Origin of the sequence: Micrococcus sp. HMSC067E09 (assembly GCF_001812555.1) — a bacterium.
GTDB lineage: Bacteria > Actinomycetota > Actinomycetes > Actinomycetales > Micrococcaceae > Micrococcus > Micrococcus lylae.
In genome coordinates, this window is sequence record NZ_KV809452.1 from 1 (window position 1) to 16,691 (window position 16,691).

A 16,691-nucleotide genomic window follows, 5' to 3' on the forward strand; every position below is an offset into this window, starting at 1 on the left:
GGCCCACCTCCTCCAGGAGGTGGGCCACCGCCGTCGTGAAGCGTGTGGGCGTGGCCCCGTGGGCGCCTCCGCCCGTCAGCGCACCGCGGGCTCCCGGCGTTCCGTGCGGACGGGGCCGCGACCGGCAGGCGGGAGCAGGAAGCGGTCCGGGTGGTCGGCGAAGACGCCGTCGCCCGGGTCCGCGTAGCGGCCGTCCCCGGCGTCCGGGGCGAGCCCGGCACGCACCGGGTCTCGCTCGGGGTCGAGGATGTCCTTGACCACGGTCACGCAGATCCAGATGACCGCGGCCATGTGCAGGACGATGCCGGAGCCGTACCAGAGCGGGATCCACAGCGCGTCCTGGCCGAAGGCGCCGGAGGAGGTGATGCGGGCCGACTCCATCCAGACGCCGCCCCAGTGGTAGACCTCGATCGCCTGCCAGACCCAGAAGGTCTTCCAGCGCGGGCTGGCGAGCACGACGAGCGGGATCAGCCACATCACGAACTGCGGCGAGTACACCTTGCCGAGCAGGATGAACGAGGCCACGATCAGCAGGCACAGCTGGGCCATCCGCGGACGGTGGCGGCTGGACAGGCCCAGGTAGGCCACGCCGGCGCAGCAGAGGGCGAACAGGCCGTTGGAGATCAGGGAGAAGGTCTCGCCGGACCAGCCGGTCCAGGTGAAGGCGAGCCACAGGGAGGAGAACGAGACGGGCCGGTCGCCGGAGAACGTGTAGAAGCGGGACCACTGGTCGAAGGCGGTGAGCATGAACGGGACGTTCACGGCCAGCCAGGTGAGCACGCCCACGGCGAGGGTGGTGAAGAACCTCCCGAGCTTCAGGGTGCGGATCGCCAGGACGAGGATCGCGCCGAGGAAGAACAGCGGGTAGAGCTTCATCGCCGCGCCGAGGCCCAGCAGCACGCCGGAGAGCACGGTGCGGCCGTTCGACCAGGTCCACAGGGCCAGGGCGGCGAGCATGACCGCCCAGAGGTCCCAGTTGAGCATCGAGGTCAGCACGATGCCCGGGGCGAGGGCCACCAGGAGGGCGTCCTTGGAGCGGTGGCCTGCGGTGAAGGCCGTGGCGACCACGACGACGATCCAGCACAGCACCACCCCGAGCGCGTTGACGTCGAAGTAGGTGACCGTGCGCTCGGCCACGGAGCCGTCTGCCGGCACGAGCCAGCTCGTCACCCCCGCGACGACCGCCAGCAGCGCCGGGTACTCCATCCACTGGTCCTCAGGCAGCGGCGTGTAGAACGGGAAGTAGCCGTCGGCGAGGCCGCGCGTGGGGTACAGCTGAGCGAAGTCCGAGTAGCACATGTGCAGGTGCACATCCGGCACGCCCCAGCCGTTCAGGCGGCACCACTGTTTGGACAGGAACGCCGCGACGGCGGCCAGCAGCGTGAGACCGACCAGCATGGCGATCCACTTCGACCGCGGGGCGGTCTGTCCGGCGACGGAATGGCTCACTGGGGACTCCTGGGGAGGGGACGGGAAGCGGGACCGGAGTCGGTCCGGTTCGAGGCTATCGCGGGGGCGAGGCGGACGACGTCGGCGGCGCGGTGCGCCGGGGTGGGCTCTGCCTCGGGTTCGATCAGCTCGGCCTGCCGGCGGCGGCCCGGGAAGAGCCGTCGCGTGTGCGGGTCGAGCCAGACCAGCCACACGATCATGGCCAGGCAGAGCACCGCCGTACAGAGGCGCACCACGGTCAGCGGCACCCAGTTCGCCACAGCGAGCTGGTCCACCGCCCCCACGGCGGTGAGGGCGAGGACCAGGGCGATGTTCACCCAGCCGAGCCAGCGCGGGTGGTTGTTGCGTCCCGGCAGCGCGCAGGCCGCCAGGGGCAGCACCCAGAGCAGGTACCAGGGCTGGACGATCGGGGCCAGCACGATGGCCACGAGCAGCACCGAGGCGGAGGTGGCGATGGGGTCGGCGGCGCGGGGACGCAGGGCACACCAGGCCGTGTAGGCCAGCGTCGCCGCCGTTCCTGCGGTGTAGAACCAGCCGGCGGCCTGCCGGGCGGGCACGGCGGTGACCACGTCCACGAGCGCGCCGAAGCCGAGGCCGAGCAGTCCGAAGGGCGCATACGGGAAGGCGGCGTCGCCGCTGGTGAGCATCGCCTGGACCCACCCGAAGCCCAGGCCGGTGGCCGCGCCGATCGTCGCGAGGACGGCCAGGGCGGCGGCACCGGTGGTGAGCCAGGGGCCGATGCGGCGGCGCAGGCTCAGGCCGGTTCCGTCCCGGAAAGGCCTCCAGCCGGCCGGCAGCAGCAGGGCCGCGAAGGGCAGCACGAGCGCCGTGAGCGGCTTGATGGCGACGGACAGCACGATGAGCAGGATCCCTGCGAGGGCGGGGAGACGGCGGCGGGGCTCGCGCACCAGCAGCACGAATCCGGCGAGCATGAGGCCGATCATCAGGGCGTCGTTGTGGACGCCGGCGACCATGTACAGCAGGAAGAGGGGGTTGGCCACCACGAGCCACACCGCCCAGTCCGGGTTCCGTCCGGCCGCCTCGGCCAGGCGCGGCACGGCCCAGAGGCACAGTGCCAGCCCGGCCACGGCGATGGTGCGGTACAGGAGGACCGCGACCTCCGGGATGCCGGCGCTGAGGCGCCAGATGGCCTCGGCCATGCCGAGGAACAGCGGCCCGTAGGGGCTCGGCGACTCCGCCCAGATGGAGTCCGCGCCGTACATGAACCAGCCGGGCAGCTGGGAGACGCCCTCGGTGTACGGGTCCAGCCCCGCGGAGACCATCCGACCCTGCTGGATGTAGGAGAACACGTCCCGCGAGAAGATCGGCACGCAGACCAGCAGCGGGACCGTCCACCACCAGACCGCCCGGCGGACGGCGATCCCGTGGGTGGCCCAGCACCCTGACACCTGCTGGCCCAGCCGCAGCCAGGACCGCACGAGCAGCAGACAGCCCACGGCGAGGACCAGGGCGAACGGCAGCGCCGTGGACAGGTCCAGCCGGACGAGCTGGAAGGAGCGCACCCGGGCGAGGAACGACGCGGGCACGGAGGGCATCCATCCCACGCCGAGGGAGCCGATCACCACGAGCACCGAGGCGAGCACGCCCTGACGCAGCGCGGCGTAGGGGTCACGGTCGTGGGACGGCAGGAACCAGCCCACCACCGCCAGCCGGCAGAGGCGGCGACGCAGCCGGTGCAACGTCCTGCCGAGCCCTCCGGCCGGGGGCTCGTGCGCGGGTGCCTGCCGGCCGCCGGCCCGCGGGGACGTGCCGACCGGGCCGGGGTGCTGCGCAGAGGTCATCGTTCGTCGCCCGAACGACCCTGCACCTCGTGCGGCTCGGCGGATCGGCTGCCGAACAGGGCCGCCAGCGCCGGGCGCACGTGCCAGTCGTCCTTCACGAAGCGTGACGTCTTGCGGTCGACCACGAGGATCCACCCCAGGCAGATCACCGAGACCAGCAGGGAGAGGTGCTCGACGTCCTGGGCGATGTCCAGGAACTGCCAGGTGAACAGCTGGTCCGAGGCGCCGAAGGCCAGGAAGTAGCCCACGGTGAAGACGACCCACTTGATCTGCCAGTTGTCCCTCAGGCCGATCACGGCGAAGAACGGGAGCAGCCAGAGCAGGTACCAGGGCTGGATGATGGGCGAGAACACCACCAGGGCGGTGAAGGCCCACGTCATGCGCTCCATGGCCCGGTCCTGCCGGCCGACGAACATGAGGATCACAACGACGATCACCGAGATGATGCGGCCCACCCGCTTGTAGGTGTCCTCCACACCGGAGGTGTCCCAGTCCATCAGGCCGAACACGCCCTGGGTGATGTCGTTGAGGATGCCGATCGGCGACCACGGGACGGTGCCCGTGCCGGTGCCGAGCATGACCTCGAGCCACCCGAAGCCGAAGCCGTTCAGCCGGCCGACGACGACCATGATGCCGAAGGCCAGGGCCGCGGTGATGCCCCACATCACGAAGCGCCGTATCCAGCCGGCCGCCGGACCGGCCCAGAGCAGGGCGATGAACGGCAGGAGCACCATGGTGATCGGCTTGATGCCGATCGACAGTGTGGTCAGCACGACGGCCCCGACTCCCCAGGCGGCCGAGATGACCGGCCCCTCGGCGGGCCGCGGCCTACCGGCGCGCAGCGCACAGTAGGTTCCGGCCAGGGCCAGGCCCACCATCAGGGCGTCGTTGTGGCCGGAGGCGACGAAGGAGATCGTGAACAGCGGATTGGCCGCCGTGATCCATACGGCCCAGGCCCCGTTGACCTGACGCTCTCGGCACAGCAGGGGGACGAAGACGAGGATCAGCACCACACCGGCGACGGCGGCGAGGCGGAAGAGGAAGATCGCCAGGTCCGGGTTGTCCGGGCCGGTCGCGGCCACGACCGCCTCCTCGATCCAGAGGAACACGGGACCGTAGGGGGTGCCGTCGTTGGCCCAGGTGGCGTCCGTGCCCAGCTGGAACCAGTTGGAGAGGGAGGAGATGCCGTCGGTGTAGGGGTCCTGGCCGGCGACCATGAGCCGCCCCTGCCCCACATAGGCGAAGATGTCACGGCTGAAGATCGGCAGCGCCAGCAGCTGCGGCAGGCACCACAGGACCGTGGCGACGTTCACCGTCCTGAGCGCTCCGTGGCCGAACGGCCGGGTCACCTGGCCCAGCCGCAGCCAGGCCCAGAACATCACCCAGCAGCCGAGGGTGAGCAGGACGGTGCCGAGCATGACCCCGCTCTCCTGCGTGCGGTACGGGATGAGCCACTGCCAGCGGTTGATCGGGGAGGTGGAGGCGAGCCAGCCGACGGAGAACGACCCCAGCACCAGCAGCAGGGAGCCGAGCGTGCCCGCGACGAGCGGGGTCGCGGTCCAGCCGCCCACCTTCGGATCGACGCGGAACCCGCCGATGCCCACATACTCCGGCGCGTTCGCGTCGCGCGCGGGCGGCGTCGGCACGTTCATGTGGCGGCTCCTCCTCCGGGGCACCCCTGCGGCGGGGCTCACGTGGGTCCCGTTCCCACCGGCAGTCCGGGTCGGGCGTCTACGGGGCACGAATCTACCATCGAGGCCCCCTCGAGCACGCTGGACTCCCACGGAGACGGTGGCGGCAAGAGTAGGGTGTGAGCCGTGACCGAGACGACGAAGAACGCCTACGCCCACGCCCCGCTGGTCTGGATCGACTGCGAGATGACCGGCCTGGATCCGGTGGTCGACGACCTCGTGGAGGTCGCGGTGCTGATCACGGACTCCGAGCTGAACATCCTGGACGAGGGGATCGACCTCGTGATCCGACCCTCGGCCGAGGCCTTGGCGCAGATGGACCCGTTCGTGCGAGACATGCACACCACCTCGGGGCTCATCCGCGAGTTCGACTCCGGCCTCGCCCTCGAGGACGCCGCGGCGCAGGTGCTGGAGTACATCACCGCCCGCGTGCCGGAGCCGCGCAAGGCCCTGCTCGCCGGCAACTCGGTGGGCCAGGACAAGCTGTTCCTCTCCGCCTCCATGCCGAAGGTCGTGGAGCACCTGCACTACCGGATCGTGGACGTCTCCACCGTCAAGGAGCTGGCCCGCCGCTGGTACCCCAGCGCCTACTACCAGGCTCCGGCGAAGACCGGCGGCCACCGTGCCCTCGGGGACATCCGCGACTCCATCCAGGAGCTGCGCTACTACCGCCGCGCCGTGATGGCCGCCCCGCCCGGGCCGAGCACCGACGAGGCCCACCGGATCTCCCGCGAGGTCACCCGGGAAGGCCAGGCCGGCACCTGACCGGAGACGGCGGCCCCGCACCTGGCGCCGCATCGATGCGTGAGCGGTGTCACCCGCGGAATGGTCATGACCGGCTGCCGAGTGTGTGTATAGTTGAACGCGCTGCTCCGAGCGCTCCACCGCTCGGGGACGCATGGTGGGCGTAGCTCAGTCGGCAGAGCGTCTGGTTGTGGTCCAGAAGGTCGCGGGTTCAATCCCCGTCGCTCACCCCATGCGGAAGGCCCCGGAATCCTGCGGATTCCGGGGCCTTCCTCGTCTGCCCGAGCGGGCTGCGGTGCCCCTGCGCGCCGTCGGGTGCTCGTGGGGCCGGCCCGGTCCCGCGTGGCCGGGCATCGAGGCGGCCGGTGACCGAGCGCTGGCGGGACGGGCGCCTGCCCGCCGCTCACGCCGCCGAGCGGGGCGGCCGCCCGGCGCCGGTCGCCACGGGCGCCGACCTGCTCAAGGTCGAGGTCGTGGACCTGGGCTGATCACGGCGCCGCAGCAGGCGCATCGCGTTCACGATGACCAGCAGCACGGACGCCTCGTGCACGAGCATGCCGACGGCCATCGTGACGCCGCCGGCGAAGACGCCGGCCAGCAGGGCCGCGACGGTCACGAGGGAGATCGCGATGTTCTGCCGCATCACCCGCACCGTGCGCCGAGCCAGATTGAGGGCCTGCGGCAGCCGCTCGAGCCGGTCGCCCATCAGGGCGATGTCCGCGGTCTCGATGGCCACACCGGAGCCGGCCGCGCCCATGGCCACGCCGATGTCCGCCGTCGCCAGGGCCGGGGCGTCGTTGACGCCGTCACCGACCATCGCGACGACGCGGCCCTCGGCCTGCAGGGCCTCGATCGCCTCGAGCTTGTCCTGGGGCAGCAGGCCCGCCCGCACGTGGTCGACGCCCACCTGCCGGGCCACGGCCTGCGCGACGCCGGGCTGGTCGCCGGTCAGCATCACGACCTCGCGGACGCCGATGCCGTGCAGCGCCCGGATCATGCCCGCGGCTTCGGGCCGGACGGTGTCTGCGACGCCGAGGACGCCGAGCGGGACACCGTCGACGACGACCGCCGCCGGGGTCCGGCCCGCCTCCGCCAGCTCGGCCGCGACGGTCTCGACCCGGTCAACCGCGGCCGGGTCCACGCCGCGCTCGCGCAGCAGCGCCACGTTGCCCACGGCGACGACGCGGCCGTCCACCTCTCCGGTGAGCCCGCGGCCGAGGACGACGTCCACATCGGTGGCCAGCGAGCCGTCCAGCAGGCCGCGGTCCCGGCCCGCCGCGACGACCGGCGCGGCCAGCGGGTGGTCCGAGGCCGCCTCGAGCCGTGCGGTCCAGCGCAGCACCTCGTCCTCGGCCCCGGGCTCGAACGCGACGACGTCTGTCAGCTCGGGGGTGCCCGAGGTGAGGGTGCCGGTCTTGTCGACGGCGACGGCGTCGACCTTCGCGGAGCGCTCGAGGAACTCCCCTCCCTTGATGAGCACGCCGTCCTTGGCGCCGCGGCCGATCCCCGCCACAATCGCGACCGGGATGGAGATCACGAGGGCGCCCGGGCAGCCGATGACCAGCAGGGTCAGGGCCAGGGGGACGTCCCGCGTGATCAGACCGGTCGCGAAGGCCAGCACCATGATCGCCGGGGTGTACCAGCGGGAGAAGCGGTCCATGAACCGCTGGGTCCGAGCGCGGGCCTCCTGGGCCGCCTCGACGCGGTGGATGATGCGCGCCAGCGTGGTGTCGGCGCCCACGCCCCGCGCCTCCACCTGCAGCAGGCCTGCCGTGGCCACGGTGCCCGCGTACACGGTGTCGCCGTCGGACTTCTCCGCCGGGATGGACTCGCCCGTGATGGATGCCTCGTCCACGGCGCCGGCCCCGGTGAGCACCACGCCGTCCACGGGCACCCGGGCGCCGGCCTTGACGAGGACGGTCGCGCCGGGGACCACCTCGTGGGCGGGCACGGTGCGCTGCGTCCCGTCTGCGTCCACGACGACGGCGTTCTCGGGCGCCGTGGACACGAGGTCCGCGAGCGCCGAGCGAGTCTGAGACAGGGTCGCGTCCTCGAGGCCGTGGCCGAGGGCGAAGAGGAAGGTCACGGCGGCGGCCTCCCAGAAATTGCCGAGCAGAGACGCGCCGATCGCGGCGGTGGCGACGAGCAGGTCGATGCCGACGGTCTTCACCCGCAGGGCGGCGATCGCGTCGCGCGCGATCGGCAGGCCGGCCACGACGGCGGCGGCGAGCATCAGGCCCGCCGCCACGAGCTGTCCGGTCCCGTGGGCCAGCTGCTCGGGCGCCAGCACGAGCGAGACGGCGATCAGCAGGCCGGCCACCACGGGGCGCTGCCAGCGGCGGGACAACGTGAACCGGGCACGAGGGCGGCCCGGACGTGTGACGGCGGGGATGGACATGGCGGACTCCGTTCGTCGGGGGCGGGGCGGTGTCAGAAGGCCGACGGCCGGGCGGTGTAGCCGACCTTGGCGACGGCCTCGACGAGGTCCTGGGCAGTGGTGGTCTGCGGGTCGTGGTCGACCTCGATGCGCTGGGTCTCGAAGTGGACCTGCGCGCCGGTCACGCCGGGCAGGGCGTCGAGGGCCTTCTCGATCTTCCGGACGCACGAGGGGCAGCTGAAGCCCTCGGCGCGGAGCAGGGTGTGCGTGGTGGGGGTCATGGTCACTCCAGTCGGTCGTCACCGGCGCGGCCGTCGGTGAGGCTGAACGGACCGGGCGGGTGCCGGGTCCGGGTCCCCGTTCCTTCCGGGGATGTCACTGACGCTACGAAGGGGACGGCGGACTTGCCTTGACCACGGTCAAGGCACCGTGTGGGAGGCTGATGGCGTGCGTATCGACCTTCCCCTCGCCCCTGTGGGTAAACCGGAGCCGTGCGCGGCACGGGTCCCGCTGTTCGCCGGGCTGGACCTGGAACAGCTGCGCCGGGTCTCGGACCTGGCGCGGCCGGTCGTGCTCGAGGCCGGCGAAGCCCTGCACCTCGCCGGCGACCGCACCGACCGCCTGTGCGTCGTGCACAGCGGCCGCCTGGCGCTGACCCTCGGCTCAGCGACCGGCCGGGAACGCGTGGTGCGGATGGTCGAGCCGGGGGACTCCGTGGGCGAGCACGAGTTCCTCACGGGCGAGCCGGCCCGACACGGGGCACGCGCCGTGGTCGCGACCCGCCTGTGCACCTTCTCCCATGCCGAGGTCACCCGACTTCTGGCCGAGCATCCGGGCATCGGCGCACGGGTGATGCGGACGCTGGCCGTTCGCCTGGCCGAGGCCGAACAACGTCTGGCCCGGGAGCGTCAGCCGGTCACCGCGCGGATCGCCGGGCATCTGCTCGGCCTGCCCGCCTCCCGGAACAAGGCCGAGCTCGTCGTGGTGCTGGCCGCGCCGAAGAAGGACGTCGCCTCGCTGCTGGGCATTACCCCAGAGGCGTTCAGCCGCGGGCTGCGCCGACTCGCCGACGACGGCCTGATCGCCCTCGAGGGCCCGCGGGTGACGCTGCTGGATCCGGATGCGCTGGAGGCCCTCGCCGCGGAATGACCGCCGTGGTGGTGTCCCCGGCGGTAGGCTGGGGACTCCCCCGTCTCCGACCCACGCAGGCCCGCACCCCGGGCCGGGAAGCGCAAGCACCATGCCCTCCATCCGTCCCATCACCGTCTACGGCGAGCCCGTCCTGCACGAGCGCGCCGCCGAGGTCGAGGTCATCGACGACGAGATCCGCACGCTGATCGAGGACATGTACGTCACCCAGGAGGCGGCCCGCGGCGTCGGCCTGGCCGCCCCGCAGGTCGGCGTGGGGCTGCGCATCTTCACCTGGACCTTCCACGACACCGGCGACGCCCCGAACGTCGGGCACGTGATCAACCCGGTGCTCACCTATCTGTCCAAGGCCTCGCAGGAGGAGCCGGACCGCCACGAGGACTCCGAGGGCTGCCTCTCCGTGCCGGGCCTGTCCTACCCGCTGAAGCGCTCTGACCACGTGCGCCTGACCGGTCAGACGGTGGACGGCGAGCCGATCGACTTCGAGGCCCGCGGCTGGTTCGCGCGCATCATGCAGCACGAGTACGACCACCTCAACGGCACGCTCTACGTCAACCGACTCGGGGGCCGGTGGGCCCGGAAGTGGAAGCGCACCCAGCGCGCCGAGAAGATGAACGTCCCGGGCGTGACCTGGCTGCCCGGCGAGGACCGCGACCCCTTCGGCCACGACGACGTGGACGCAGACGAGGTGACCGGACAGGCGGACTGAGCCGTCCGTCGTCGCCCCCTTCCCCCGACGACGGTGCCGGCCTCCTCCAGGCCGCCCTCCGCCGGTGACGACTCACCGCAGACAGACGAAGGCCCCGCCCGGGACGACGGGCGGGGCCTTCGCGTCAGCCGTTCAGGCGCTCAGGCGTCAGGCCTTCGGGAAGGACGGCACGTCCTGGCCGGCCATCTTCTCGACGACGCGGACCACCTGGTGCGAGTAGCCGTACTCGTTGTCGTACCAGACGTAGAGGATGGCGTTCTTGCCCTCGTTGTTCACGAGGGTGGCGAGGCCGTCCACCACACCGGCGCGGTCCGAGCCGACGAAGTCGGTGGACACGACCTCCGGGGAGTCCACGTAGCCGATCTGGCCGCGCAGCTCACCGGTGAGGGACTCCCGCTGCAGGCGGGAGTTCAGCTCCTCCACCGAGGTCGGCCTGTCCAGGGCCAGGTTTATGATGGCCATGGACACGTCCGGAGTGGGGACGCGGATGGCGTTGCCGGAGAGCTTGCCGGCCAGCTCCGGCAGGGCCTTGGCCACGGCCTTGGCGGCTCCGGTCTCGGTGATCACCATGTTCATGCCGGCGGCCCGGCCTCGGCGGGCACCCTTGTGGAAGTTGTCCACGAGGTTCTGGTCGTTGGTGTAGGCGTGCACGGTCTCCACGTGGCCGTGGTCGATGCCGTACTCGTCGTTGACGACCTTGAGCACCGGGGTGATCCCGTTGGTGGTGCAGGAGGCGGCGGACACGATGGTGTCGGCGTCCTCGATGGTGTCCGAGTTCACGCCGAACACGATGTTCTTCATGTCGCCCTTGCCCGGGGCGGTGAGCAGGACCTTCTTGGTGCCGGTGGCCTGCAGGTGCTGGGACAGCCCCTCGACGTCGCGCCAGCGGCCGGTGTTGTCGACGACCAGGGCGTCCTTGATGCCGTACACGGTGTAGTCGACCGTGGTCGGGTCGGACGAGTAGATGACCTGGATCTCGGTGCCGTTGGCGGTAATGACGTTGCGGTCCTCATCCACCACGATGGTGCCGTCGAACGGGCCGTGGATGGAGTCGCGGCGCAGCAGGGAGGCGCGCTTGATCAGGTCGTCGTCCGAGTTCTTGCGGACCACGATGGCGCGCAGGCGCAGCTTGGAGCCGCCGCCGGCATGGGACAGGAGGATGCGGGCCAGCAGTCGTCCGATGCGGCCGAAGCCGTAGAGCACCACGTCCTGGGTCTCGCCGAGGCCCTCGCCGCCCTTGCCCTTGACGTCGGCGAACTCGGCGTCGAGGAAGGACTGGACGTCCTGGCCGGACTCCTTCTGCTTGCGGGCCAGCTTGGCGAGGTCCACGGTGGCCGCGCCCAGGTCCATGGCGGCCATGGCCTCGACCAGCGGGTAGGTGGCCTCGACGGACAGCGGCTCGTTCTCCACGCGGCGGGCGTAGCGGTGGGCCTTGATGATGTCGATGACGCCGCGGTGGACGAGGGAGCGGCCGTAGATGCTGGTCACCACGTTGTTGTCGCGGTACAGGGTGCCGAGCAGCGGCACCATCTTCTCGGCGAGCTGCTCCTGGGTGTTCCACTCGGGAGTCTGGGTCGAGGCGTTGTCTGCCACGGTGGTCCTTCCTTGGATGCCGGTGCGGGCAAGCGCGGGCGCTTGGACCCGATCCACGTCGTCGTTGACTGCGGACGGGCCTCATTCTAGGGGGTGCGGACGCCCTCGGGCAGGGGACGGCCGCGTGGGCGGGGGTGATGCTCCGCACGCGGGTAGACTCTCGGCTCGGGACGGACCGGTGGACGGCCGCGGCCCGCACCGTCCACGGTGCGGGGTGAGGAACGTCCGGGCACCACAGGGCTGGATGGTGGGCAACACCCACTCGGGGCGACCCGCAGGCCAGTGCCACAGAGAGAAGACCGCCTCCGCTGCTCGCAGCGGGGGTAAGGGTGAAAGGGTGGTGTAAGAGACCACCAGCGGCCCCGGTGACGGGGCCGGCTCGGTAAACCCCATCCGGTGCAAGGCCGAACAGGACGCGTCACGAGGGCTGCCCGCCCCAGCGTCCGGGTTGGCCGCTCGAGCCCGTCGGCGACGGCGGGCCTAGACAGATGGCCGTCGCTGCGTTCCAGGGCAACCGACGCGCAGAACAGAACCCGGCGTACAGCCGGTCCGTCCCCTCGCCCCTGATCTGCCGGAGGCACCGCCGCCGTCCGCGTCGTCCCGACGACCGCCCCGCCCCTGTGCCTGTGCGCGGCGGTCGGTGCGGGTCCGGGTGGGCTCAGTCATCCTCATGGACCCTTTCGAAGCGCAGGACCACGACGTCGTCTGCATCCTCCCGGTCCGTCAGGCGGTATCCGTACATCTCTGCGATGCGCAGCACCTCCGCCAGGGTGGGCTTCCGGCGGCTGCGCGGCCACTCGAGGGTGGCCCGTTCGGCGCCGGTGAAGGTGCCCTCGCGCAGCTCGGCCTCGCCGACGCGCTCCTTCGTCCGGCGAGTCCCGGAGGAGCGCACCCCGATCACGAAGGCGGCGATCAGCACGAGGAAGGCCGCAGGGGCGAGAACACCGAACACGTCCATGGCGTCGACGGCCAGCACGCTGAGTCCCTGCATGTCCTTCTCCTCTTCCGCTGCACGGTCGCCGGTGCGATGGGCCCGGACCCGGTTCCGAGCCGTCTCCACCGTAGCCGCCCTCGGCCGAAGCAAAAGTGCTTAGCGTGTCCGCACGCGCTTCTAAGATCACACACATGAATGAACGCTTCGACGCACGGTCCTCCCCGTCCCCATCCAGCTCGATCCGGGGTGAGTCCGCATCGGGCTCCTCCACCCTCGCCTCCGTTCCTTCCAACGTCCCGGCACCGCCGGCACAGCAGCAGCTCGCGGTCCAGCTGCCTGCCGGCCGCCCGTACACGTTCACCGGCGGGGCCGGCAGCTGGGTTCTCAACTGCCTGCTGGTCTGGCTCCTGATGACGGTCACCTTCGGCTTCGGGCTTCCCTGGGCGTTGACCATTCAGGAGCGTTGGAAGGCCTCTCACACCTACCTCTACGGCCGACAGCTCGCCTTTGTCGGCACAGGCGTGGGCCTCATCGGCCAGTGGATCAAGTGGTTCCTGCTGATCATCGTCACGCTCGGCATCTATGCGTTCTGGGTGTATCCCCGCATCGTCCGTTGGGTCCAGGAGCACACCGTCGTCGATCCCCACGGACGCACCCTGGGCCACTGACCGGAGCTGCTCCGTCCGTGGCGACGTGTGCCTGGATAGGGTGGACGACGTGCTGATCCTCCTGCCGCCCTCCGAGGGCAAGACCGCGCCCGCCTCCGGCCGACCGCTGGACCTGTCCGGCCTGGTCCTGGCCGACGACCCCGAGGTGACCGCCGCCCGGACCGAGCTGCTCGACCGGCTCGCCCGCGTCTCCGGACGCGAGGACGCGCTCGAGGTGCTCGGCGTCGGCGCGAGCCTCGCCGCCGAGGTCGAGGCGAACCGGACGATCACGCAGAACCCCGCCGCAGCCGCCCACCGGGTGTACACCGGCGTCCTCTTCGACGCCCTCGACTACGCCTCGCTCCCGACGGCGGCCCGTACCCGGGCCCGCCGCCGCGCGCTGGTGTTCTCCGCCCTGCTCGGCGTCACCGCGCTCGGCGACGCGATCCCGGCCTACCGGCTGTCGGTCGGTGCGAGGCTGCCGGACATGCCGGGACTCGGCACCTGGTGGAAGAAGCGCCTCACACCCGCGCTCGACGCCTTCGCTGAGGAGGACGCAGGCCCTGTCGTGGACTGCCGCTCCGGCGGCTACGCGTCCCAGTGGAAGGCCCCGTCCGGGCGCACCGTGACCGTGGACGTGTTCCAGATGAAGGCCGGGAGGCGGACCGTCGTGTCCCACTTCGCCAAGCACACCCGCGGGCTCGTGGCCCGCGAACTGCTGGCGGCCCCGGCCTCCCAGGTGCGAACCCTGGAGGAGGCGGTGGCCGTCGTCGAGAGGGCCGGGTCCCCCGAGGGCCCCCACGACTGGAGCGTGGAGCTCGTGGAGCCGACCGTGACCAAGGCCGGCTCGCTGCAGGTGGTCCTGCCCGAGCGCTGAGGCTCAGGCGGTGGCCACCAGCTCCACCTCGAAGCCGTCGTCGGTCTCGAGATAGGCCGCGTAGTGTCCGCGCCCGCCGGCGAACGGGTGGGTGTCCTCGAACATCAGGGAGAAGCCGTGCTCCTGGGCGAGCTCGGTCAGCGCATCCACCTGGGCACGGGTGCCCGCCATGAACGCCAGGTGGTTCAGACCCGGCCGACGGCGCTCATGGGCGCCGTCGGCGACGTCGGCACCGGACTCGAGCACGATGTACTCCCCCGCCCCCTGGTAGGAGCGGCCCTGCTTCCATCGCCCGTTGCACTCGTAGCCCAGCTGCTCGAGCATCCAGCCGAGGCTGCGCTCGGCCGCCTCGAGGTCCGCGACCCAGACCTCGACGTGGTGCAGCCGACCGGGCAGTCCCTGGAGCGCGGTCTCCGCGGCGCCCGACGCGGCCGGGGCCGCAGGCTCTTCGTCGTCGGCCGCAACGGCCCGGGCGTCGGTCGGCTCCGGTTCCGCGGCGTCCGGGGCGGCGACCGTGACCTCCGACGCGCCGGCATCCCAGTCCACGCCCTTCGCCCCGGCGTCCATGGCCTCATTGGACAGCCGGTCGGCATCCTTGTTCTCGGCACGCGGGATCCACTCGTAGTCCACGCGTCCGGCCGGGTAGAGGCTCCGGGCCTCGGCGGCGAGACGGCGCATGTCCTCGTGCTTGATCCTCCAGCGGCCGGACATCTGCTCGACCACGAGCTTCGAGTCCATCAGCACGTGCACCCGCGCCGAGGGGTCCACCAGACGCGCCATCTTCAGTCCGGCGATCAGGCCGGAGTACTCGGCCACGTTGTTGGACGCCCGGCCCAGCGGCCCGGCCTCGGTCATCAGGACATCGCCCGTGACGGGGTCCCTGACCAGGGCTCCGTAGCCGGCGATGCCGGGGTTGCCGCGGGAGCCGCCGTCGGCTTCGACCTGCAGGACGCGTTCGGACACGGGGTGGTTCCTCCTCGAGGATCGGCGGGGCCGGCGGTGGGGCCGCCGGCTCAGCGGGGACGCTGTGTCAGGGGGTGCTCACACGGTAACGGGCGCAGGGCGCCGGCCGGACGCCAGGCGCGGATGCTCAGACGCGCACCAGCAGGGCGCCGGTCTCGGGGCACTCGGCGAGCGCGTCCTCCGGCAGGGCCCGGAGGCGTTCGAGCTCGGCGGGGCTGAGCGGGGTGCCGGAGGCGCTGGAGCGGTTGCCCTCGAGGCGCCCGGCACCGATCCCGCCGTTCCGGGACCGCACCTTCTCATAGCGTGCCACGATCTCGGCCGGCAGCCCGGCGGCGGCCTCGGCACGCCGCGCGGCGAGGGAGCGACCGTGCTCGGTGATGCGCTGGCCCTCCTGCTTGAGGTGGGCCGCACGCGCGCGGCCAGAGGCCTCGACGGCGGCCTTCCGCTCCTGGACGGCGGTGACCTTCCCGGCCGCGGCGTCGGCGGCCTGCATGGCCTCGAGGGCGGCCTGGTCGTGCTCGGCGAGCAGACCCTCGAGGGTCTGTGCCTCGTGCATCATCGCCTCGAGCTCCTTGTGGGATCCGCCACCGGCGTGGAGTCGGTTGCGGGTGCGGTCGCGGTGGGCGCGGGTGGCCGCGGCCTTCTCGGAGGCCTCGGCGGCATCCCGGTCCGCCTCGCGGCGGGCCCCCTCGGCCGCCGCGAGCTGCTCGGCGAGGTCGGCGGCGTCCTTCTTGGCCTGCGCGAACTCCTCGTCCGTGCGGAGCCGGTTGAGGGCGGCCTTGGCGCGGTCGATCTCCGTGTCCAGATCCTGCAGGTCCAGCAGCGCCTGGCGCTGGGCGGCGGTGGCGGTCAGCGTGCTCATGAGGGGTTCCTTCCGACGAGGATGAAGTCCCAGGGGTCCGTGACGATCGAGGAGACGGCCATCTCCACCTCGTGGCCGTCCTCGGCGAGACGGCGTTCCAGGGCCTGGGCGCCGGCTGGCAGCCACAGCCACTCGCTGGCGAAGTGGGACACGTCCACCAGGTAGGGGCGGCCGTCGTCGAGGAGCGCGGCCTCACGGGCCTCCGAGGCAGGGTGGTGCCGCAGGTCTGCGGTGACGTACACGTCCGCGTCGGAGGCGCGGACAGCGTCGAAGAGGCTGTCGCCCGCTCCTCCGCAAACGGCCACGGTGCGGACGATCGCCTGCCGGTCGCCTGCCACGCGGACGCCGGAGGCCACGGACGGCAGGTTCAGGTGCACACGCTCGGCGAAGGCCTGCAGGGTCATGGGCGTCTCGAGCTCCCCGACACGGCCGATGCCCTCCTCCTCGGTGCCGCCGTCCGACGGCGCGAGCGGGCGGAGTCGGGTCAGGCCCAGGACCTCGGCGATGACGTCGGAGACGCCGCCCACGGCCGAGTCGGCGTTCGTGTGGGCGGCGACCAGCGCACAGCCGTTCTCGATCAGGGTGTGGACCACATCGCCCTTGAAGCCGGTGCCGGCCACGGAGGTGACGCCGCGGAGCAGGAGCGGGTGGTGGGTGACCAGCATGTCCGCCTCGTGTTCCACGGCCTCGGCCACCACTGCCGAGACGGGGTCCACGGCCCAGTGGATGCGGGAGACGGTCGCATCCGGCCGGCCGACGACCAGTCCGCACGCGTCCCAGGACTCGGCGAGCGCGCTCGGCCAGAGCTCCTCCATGAGACGGAGGACGTCGGCGACGGTGGGGCGGCTGGTCTCGCTCATGGAGGCCATTGTGCCGAAGAGCACGTCCGGAATG

At 71.9% G+C, this 16,691-nt stretch carries 15 protein-coding genes, 1 tRNA gene and 1 other RNA gene; 7 read left to right on the plus strand and 10 right to left on the minus strand.

Annotated elements, in window-relative coordinates; translation table 11 throughout:
* Positions 1-75: 75 nt before the first annotated feature.
* The 3 genes from HMPREF2863_RS09415 to mptB (HMPREF2863_RS09425) are packed head-to-tail and all read right to left on the minus strand — an operon-like array spanning position 76 to position 4,903.
* Complete coding sequence (locus HMPREF2863_RS09415; protein WP_245232172.1) at positions 76-1,449, minus strand: glycosyltransferase family 87 protein; 1,374 nt, start codon at positions 1,447-1,449, stop codon at positions 76-78.
* Positions 1,446-3,251, minus strand: coding sequence for a polyprenol phosphomannose-dependent alpha 1,6 mannosyltransferase MptB (mptB, locus tag HMPREF2863_RS09420; RefSeq protein WP_067192035.1), 1,806 nt, complete (start codon positions 3,249-3,251; stop codon positions 1,446-1,448). Before mptB (HMPREF2863_RS09420) ends, HMPREF2863_RS09415 begins: the two co-directional genes overlap by 4 nt.
* A complete protein-coding gene (mptB, locus tag HMPREF2863_RS09425) occupies positions 3,248-4,903 on the minus strand; it encodes a polyprenol phosphomannose-dependent alpha 1,6 mannosyltransferase MptB (protein WP_067192032.1) in 1,656 nt (551 codons plus the stop codon). Before mptB (HMPREF2863_RS09425) ends, mptB (HMPREF2863_RS09420) begins: the two co-directional genes overlap by 4 nt.
* A gap of 165 nt (positions 4,904-5,068) precedes the next feature.
* Here mptB (HMPREF2863_RS09425) and orn point away from each other — a divergent pair, with 165 nt between their 5' ends.
* The gene (gene orn / locus HMPREF2863_RS09430) at positions 5,069-5,707 is read left to right on the plus strand and encodes an oligoribonuclease (protein WP_070639695.1); all 639 of its coding nucleotides are present in this window, start codon (positions 5,069-5,071) and stop codon (positions 5,705-5,707) included.
* A 136-nt stretch (positions 5,708-5,843) separates the two neighbouring features.
* Positions 5,844-5,919 (plus strand) — tRNA-His (locus tag HMPREF2863_RS09435).
* A 170-nt stretch (positions 5,920-6,089) separates the two neighbouring features.
* On the opposite strand, the gene HMPREF2863_RS09440 is transcribed toward HMPREF2863_RS09435, so the two are convergent.
* Both HMPREF2863_RS09440 and HMPREF2863_RS09445 read right to left on the minus strand, forming a co-directional pair.
* Positions 6,090-8,084, minus strand: a complete 1,995-nt coding sequence (locus tag HMPREF2863_RS09440; RefSeq protein WP_371327629.1) for a heavy metal translocating P-type ATPase — start codon at positions 8,082-8,084, stop codon at positions 6,090-6,092.
* 32 nt (positions 8,085-8,116) lie between these two features.
* Positions 8,117-8,344, minus strand: a complete 228-nt coding sequence (locus tag HMPREF2863_RS09445; RefSeq protein ID WP_036381311.1) for a heavy-metal-associated domain-containing protein — start codon at positions 8,342-8,344, stop codon at positions 8,117-8,119.
* A gap of 166 nt (positions 8,345-8,510) precedes the next feature.
* Between HMPREF2863_RS09445 and HMPREF2863_RS09450 the strand changes: the two genes are divergently transcribed.
* Together HMPREF2863_RS09450 and def are read left to right on the plus strand one after the other, a co-directional pair.
* A complete protein-coding gene (locus tag HMPREF2863_RS09450; RefSeq protein WP_246828873.1) occupies positions 8,511-9,212 on the plus strand; it encodes a Crp/Fnr family transcriptional regulator in 702 nt (233 codons plus the stop codon).
* Positions 9,213-9,303: 91 nt separating this feature from the next.
* Entirely contained in the window at positions 9,304-9,921 is a 618-nt protein-coding gene (gene def, locus HMPREF2863_RS09455; RefSeq protein ID WP_067192025.1) for a peptide deformylase, read from the plus strand.
* Between the two features lie 147 nt (positions 9,922-10,068).
* On the opposite strand, the gene HMPREF2863_RS09460 is transcribed toward def, so the two are convergent.
* A complete protein-coding gene (locus tag HMPREF2863_RS09460; protein WP_070639700.1) occupies positions 10,069-11,514 on the minus strand; it encodes a glyceraldehyde-3-phosphate dehydrogenase in 1,446 nt (481 codons plus the stop codon).
* Positions 11,515-11,684: 170 nt separating this feature from the next.
* On the opposite strand from HMPREF2863_RS09460, the gene rnpB reads away from it, so the two are divergent.
* Positions 11,685-12,071: RNase P RNA component class A (gene rnpB / locus HMPREF2863_RS09465), an RNA gene on the plus strand.
* A 101-nt stretch (positions 12,072-12,172) separates the two neighbouring features.
* Here the strand turns inward: rnpB and HMPREF2863_RS09470 are convergent.
* Positions 12,173-12,505 carry a hypothetical protein gene (locus HMPREF2863_RS09470; protein ID WP_070639701.1) on the minus strand — a complete coding sequence of 111 codons (333 nt, stop codon included), beginning with the start codon at positions 12,503-12,505 and terminating at the stop codon, positions 12,173-12,175.
* A 134-nt stretch (positions 12,506-12,639) separates the two neighbouring features.
* On the opposite strand from HMPREF2863_RS09470, the gene HMPREF2863_RS09475 reads away from it, so the two are divergent.
* Together HMPREF2863_RS09475 and HMPREF2863_RS09480 are read left to right on the plus strand one after the other, a co-directional pair.
* The gene (locus HMPREF2863_RS09475; protein WP_083315357.1) at positions 12,640-13,116 is read left to right on the plus strand and encodes a DUF898 family protein; all 477 of its coding nucleotides are present in this window, start codon (positions 12,640-12,642) and stop codon (positions 13,114-13,116) included.
* 49 nt (positions 13,117-13,165) lie between these two features.
* Positions 13,166-13,972: a YaaA family protein gene (locus HMPREF2863_RS09480; protein ID WP_070639874.1), complete on the plus strand. Its 807-nt coding sequence runs from the start codon at positions 13,166-13,168 to the stop codon at positions 13,970-13,972.
* Between the two features lie 3 nt (positions 13,973-13,975).
* Here the strand turns inward: HMPREF2863_RS09480 and HMPREF2863_RS09485 are convergent, their stop codons facing one another.
* The 3 genes from HMPREF2863_RS09485 to HMPREF2863_RS09495 form a co-directional block, all read right to left on the minus strand.
* Entirely contained in the window at positions 13,976-14,935 is a 960-nt protein-coding gene (locus HMPREF2863_RS09485) for a reverse transcriptase-like protein (protein ID WP_070639702.1), read from the minus strand.
* Between the two features lie 127 nt (positions 14,936-15,062).
* On the minus strand, positions 15,063-15,797 hold the full coding sequence (locus tag HMPREF2863_RS09490; RefSeq protein ID WP_070639704.1) for a zinc ribbon domain-containing protein: 735 nt from the start codon (positions 15,795-15,797) through the stop codon (positions 15,063-15,065).
* Positions 15,794-16,657, minus strand: coding sequence for a Nif3-like dinuclear metal center hexameric protein (locus tag HMPREF2863_RS09495; RefSeq protein ID WP_311199918.1), 864 nt, complete (start codon positions 16,655-16,657; stop codon positions 15,794-15,796). Before HMPREF2863_RS09495 ends, HMPREF2863_RS09490 begins: the two co-directional genes overlap by 4 nt.
* Positions 16,658-16,691 lie beyond the last annotated feature (34 nt).

Excerpts from the sequence above, each read along its gene's own strand:
- HMPREF2863_RS09470 (WP_070639701.1), bottom strand. The coding sequence starts at position 12,505 with ATGCAGGGACTCAGCGTGCTGGCCGTCGACGCCATGGACGTGTTCGGT.
- HMPREF2863_RS09475 (WP_083315357.1), top strand. The coding sequence starts at position 12,640 with ATGAATGAACGCTTCGACGCACGGTCCTCCCCGTCCCCATCCAGCTCG.
- def (WP_067192025.1), top strand. The coding sequence starts at position 9,304 with ATGCCCTCCATCCGTCCCATCACCGTCTACGGCGAGCCCGTCCTGCAC.
- HMPREF2863_RS09490 (WP_070639704.1), bottom strand. The coding sequence starts at position 15,797 with ATGAGCACGCTGACCGCCACCGCCGCCCAGCGCCAGGCGCTGCTGGAC.
- HMPREF2863_RS09440 (WP_371327629.1), bottom strand. The coding sequence starts at position 8,084 with ATGTCCATCCCCGCCGTCACACGTCCGGGCCGCCCTCGTGCCCGGTTC.
- mptB (WP_067192032.1), bottom strand. The coding sequence starts at position 4,903 with ATGAACGTGCCGACGCCGCCCGCGCGCGACGCGAACGCGCCGGAGTAT.
- mptB (WP_067192035.1), bottom strand. The coding sequence starts at position 3,251 with ATGACCTCTGCGCAGCACCCCGGCCCGGTCGGCACGTCCCCGCGGGCC.
- HMPREF2863_RS09445 (WP_036381311.1), bottom strand. The coding sequence starts at position 8,344 with ATGACCCCCACCACGCACACCCTGCTCCGCGCCGAGGGCTTCAGCTGC.
- HMPREF2863_RS09495 (WP_311199918.1), bottom strand. The coding sequence starts at position 16,657 with ATGAGCGAGACCAGCCGCCCCACCGTCGCCGACGTCCTCCGTCTCATG.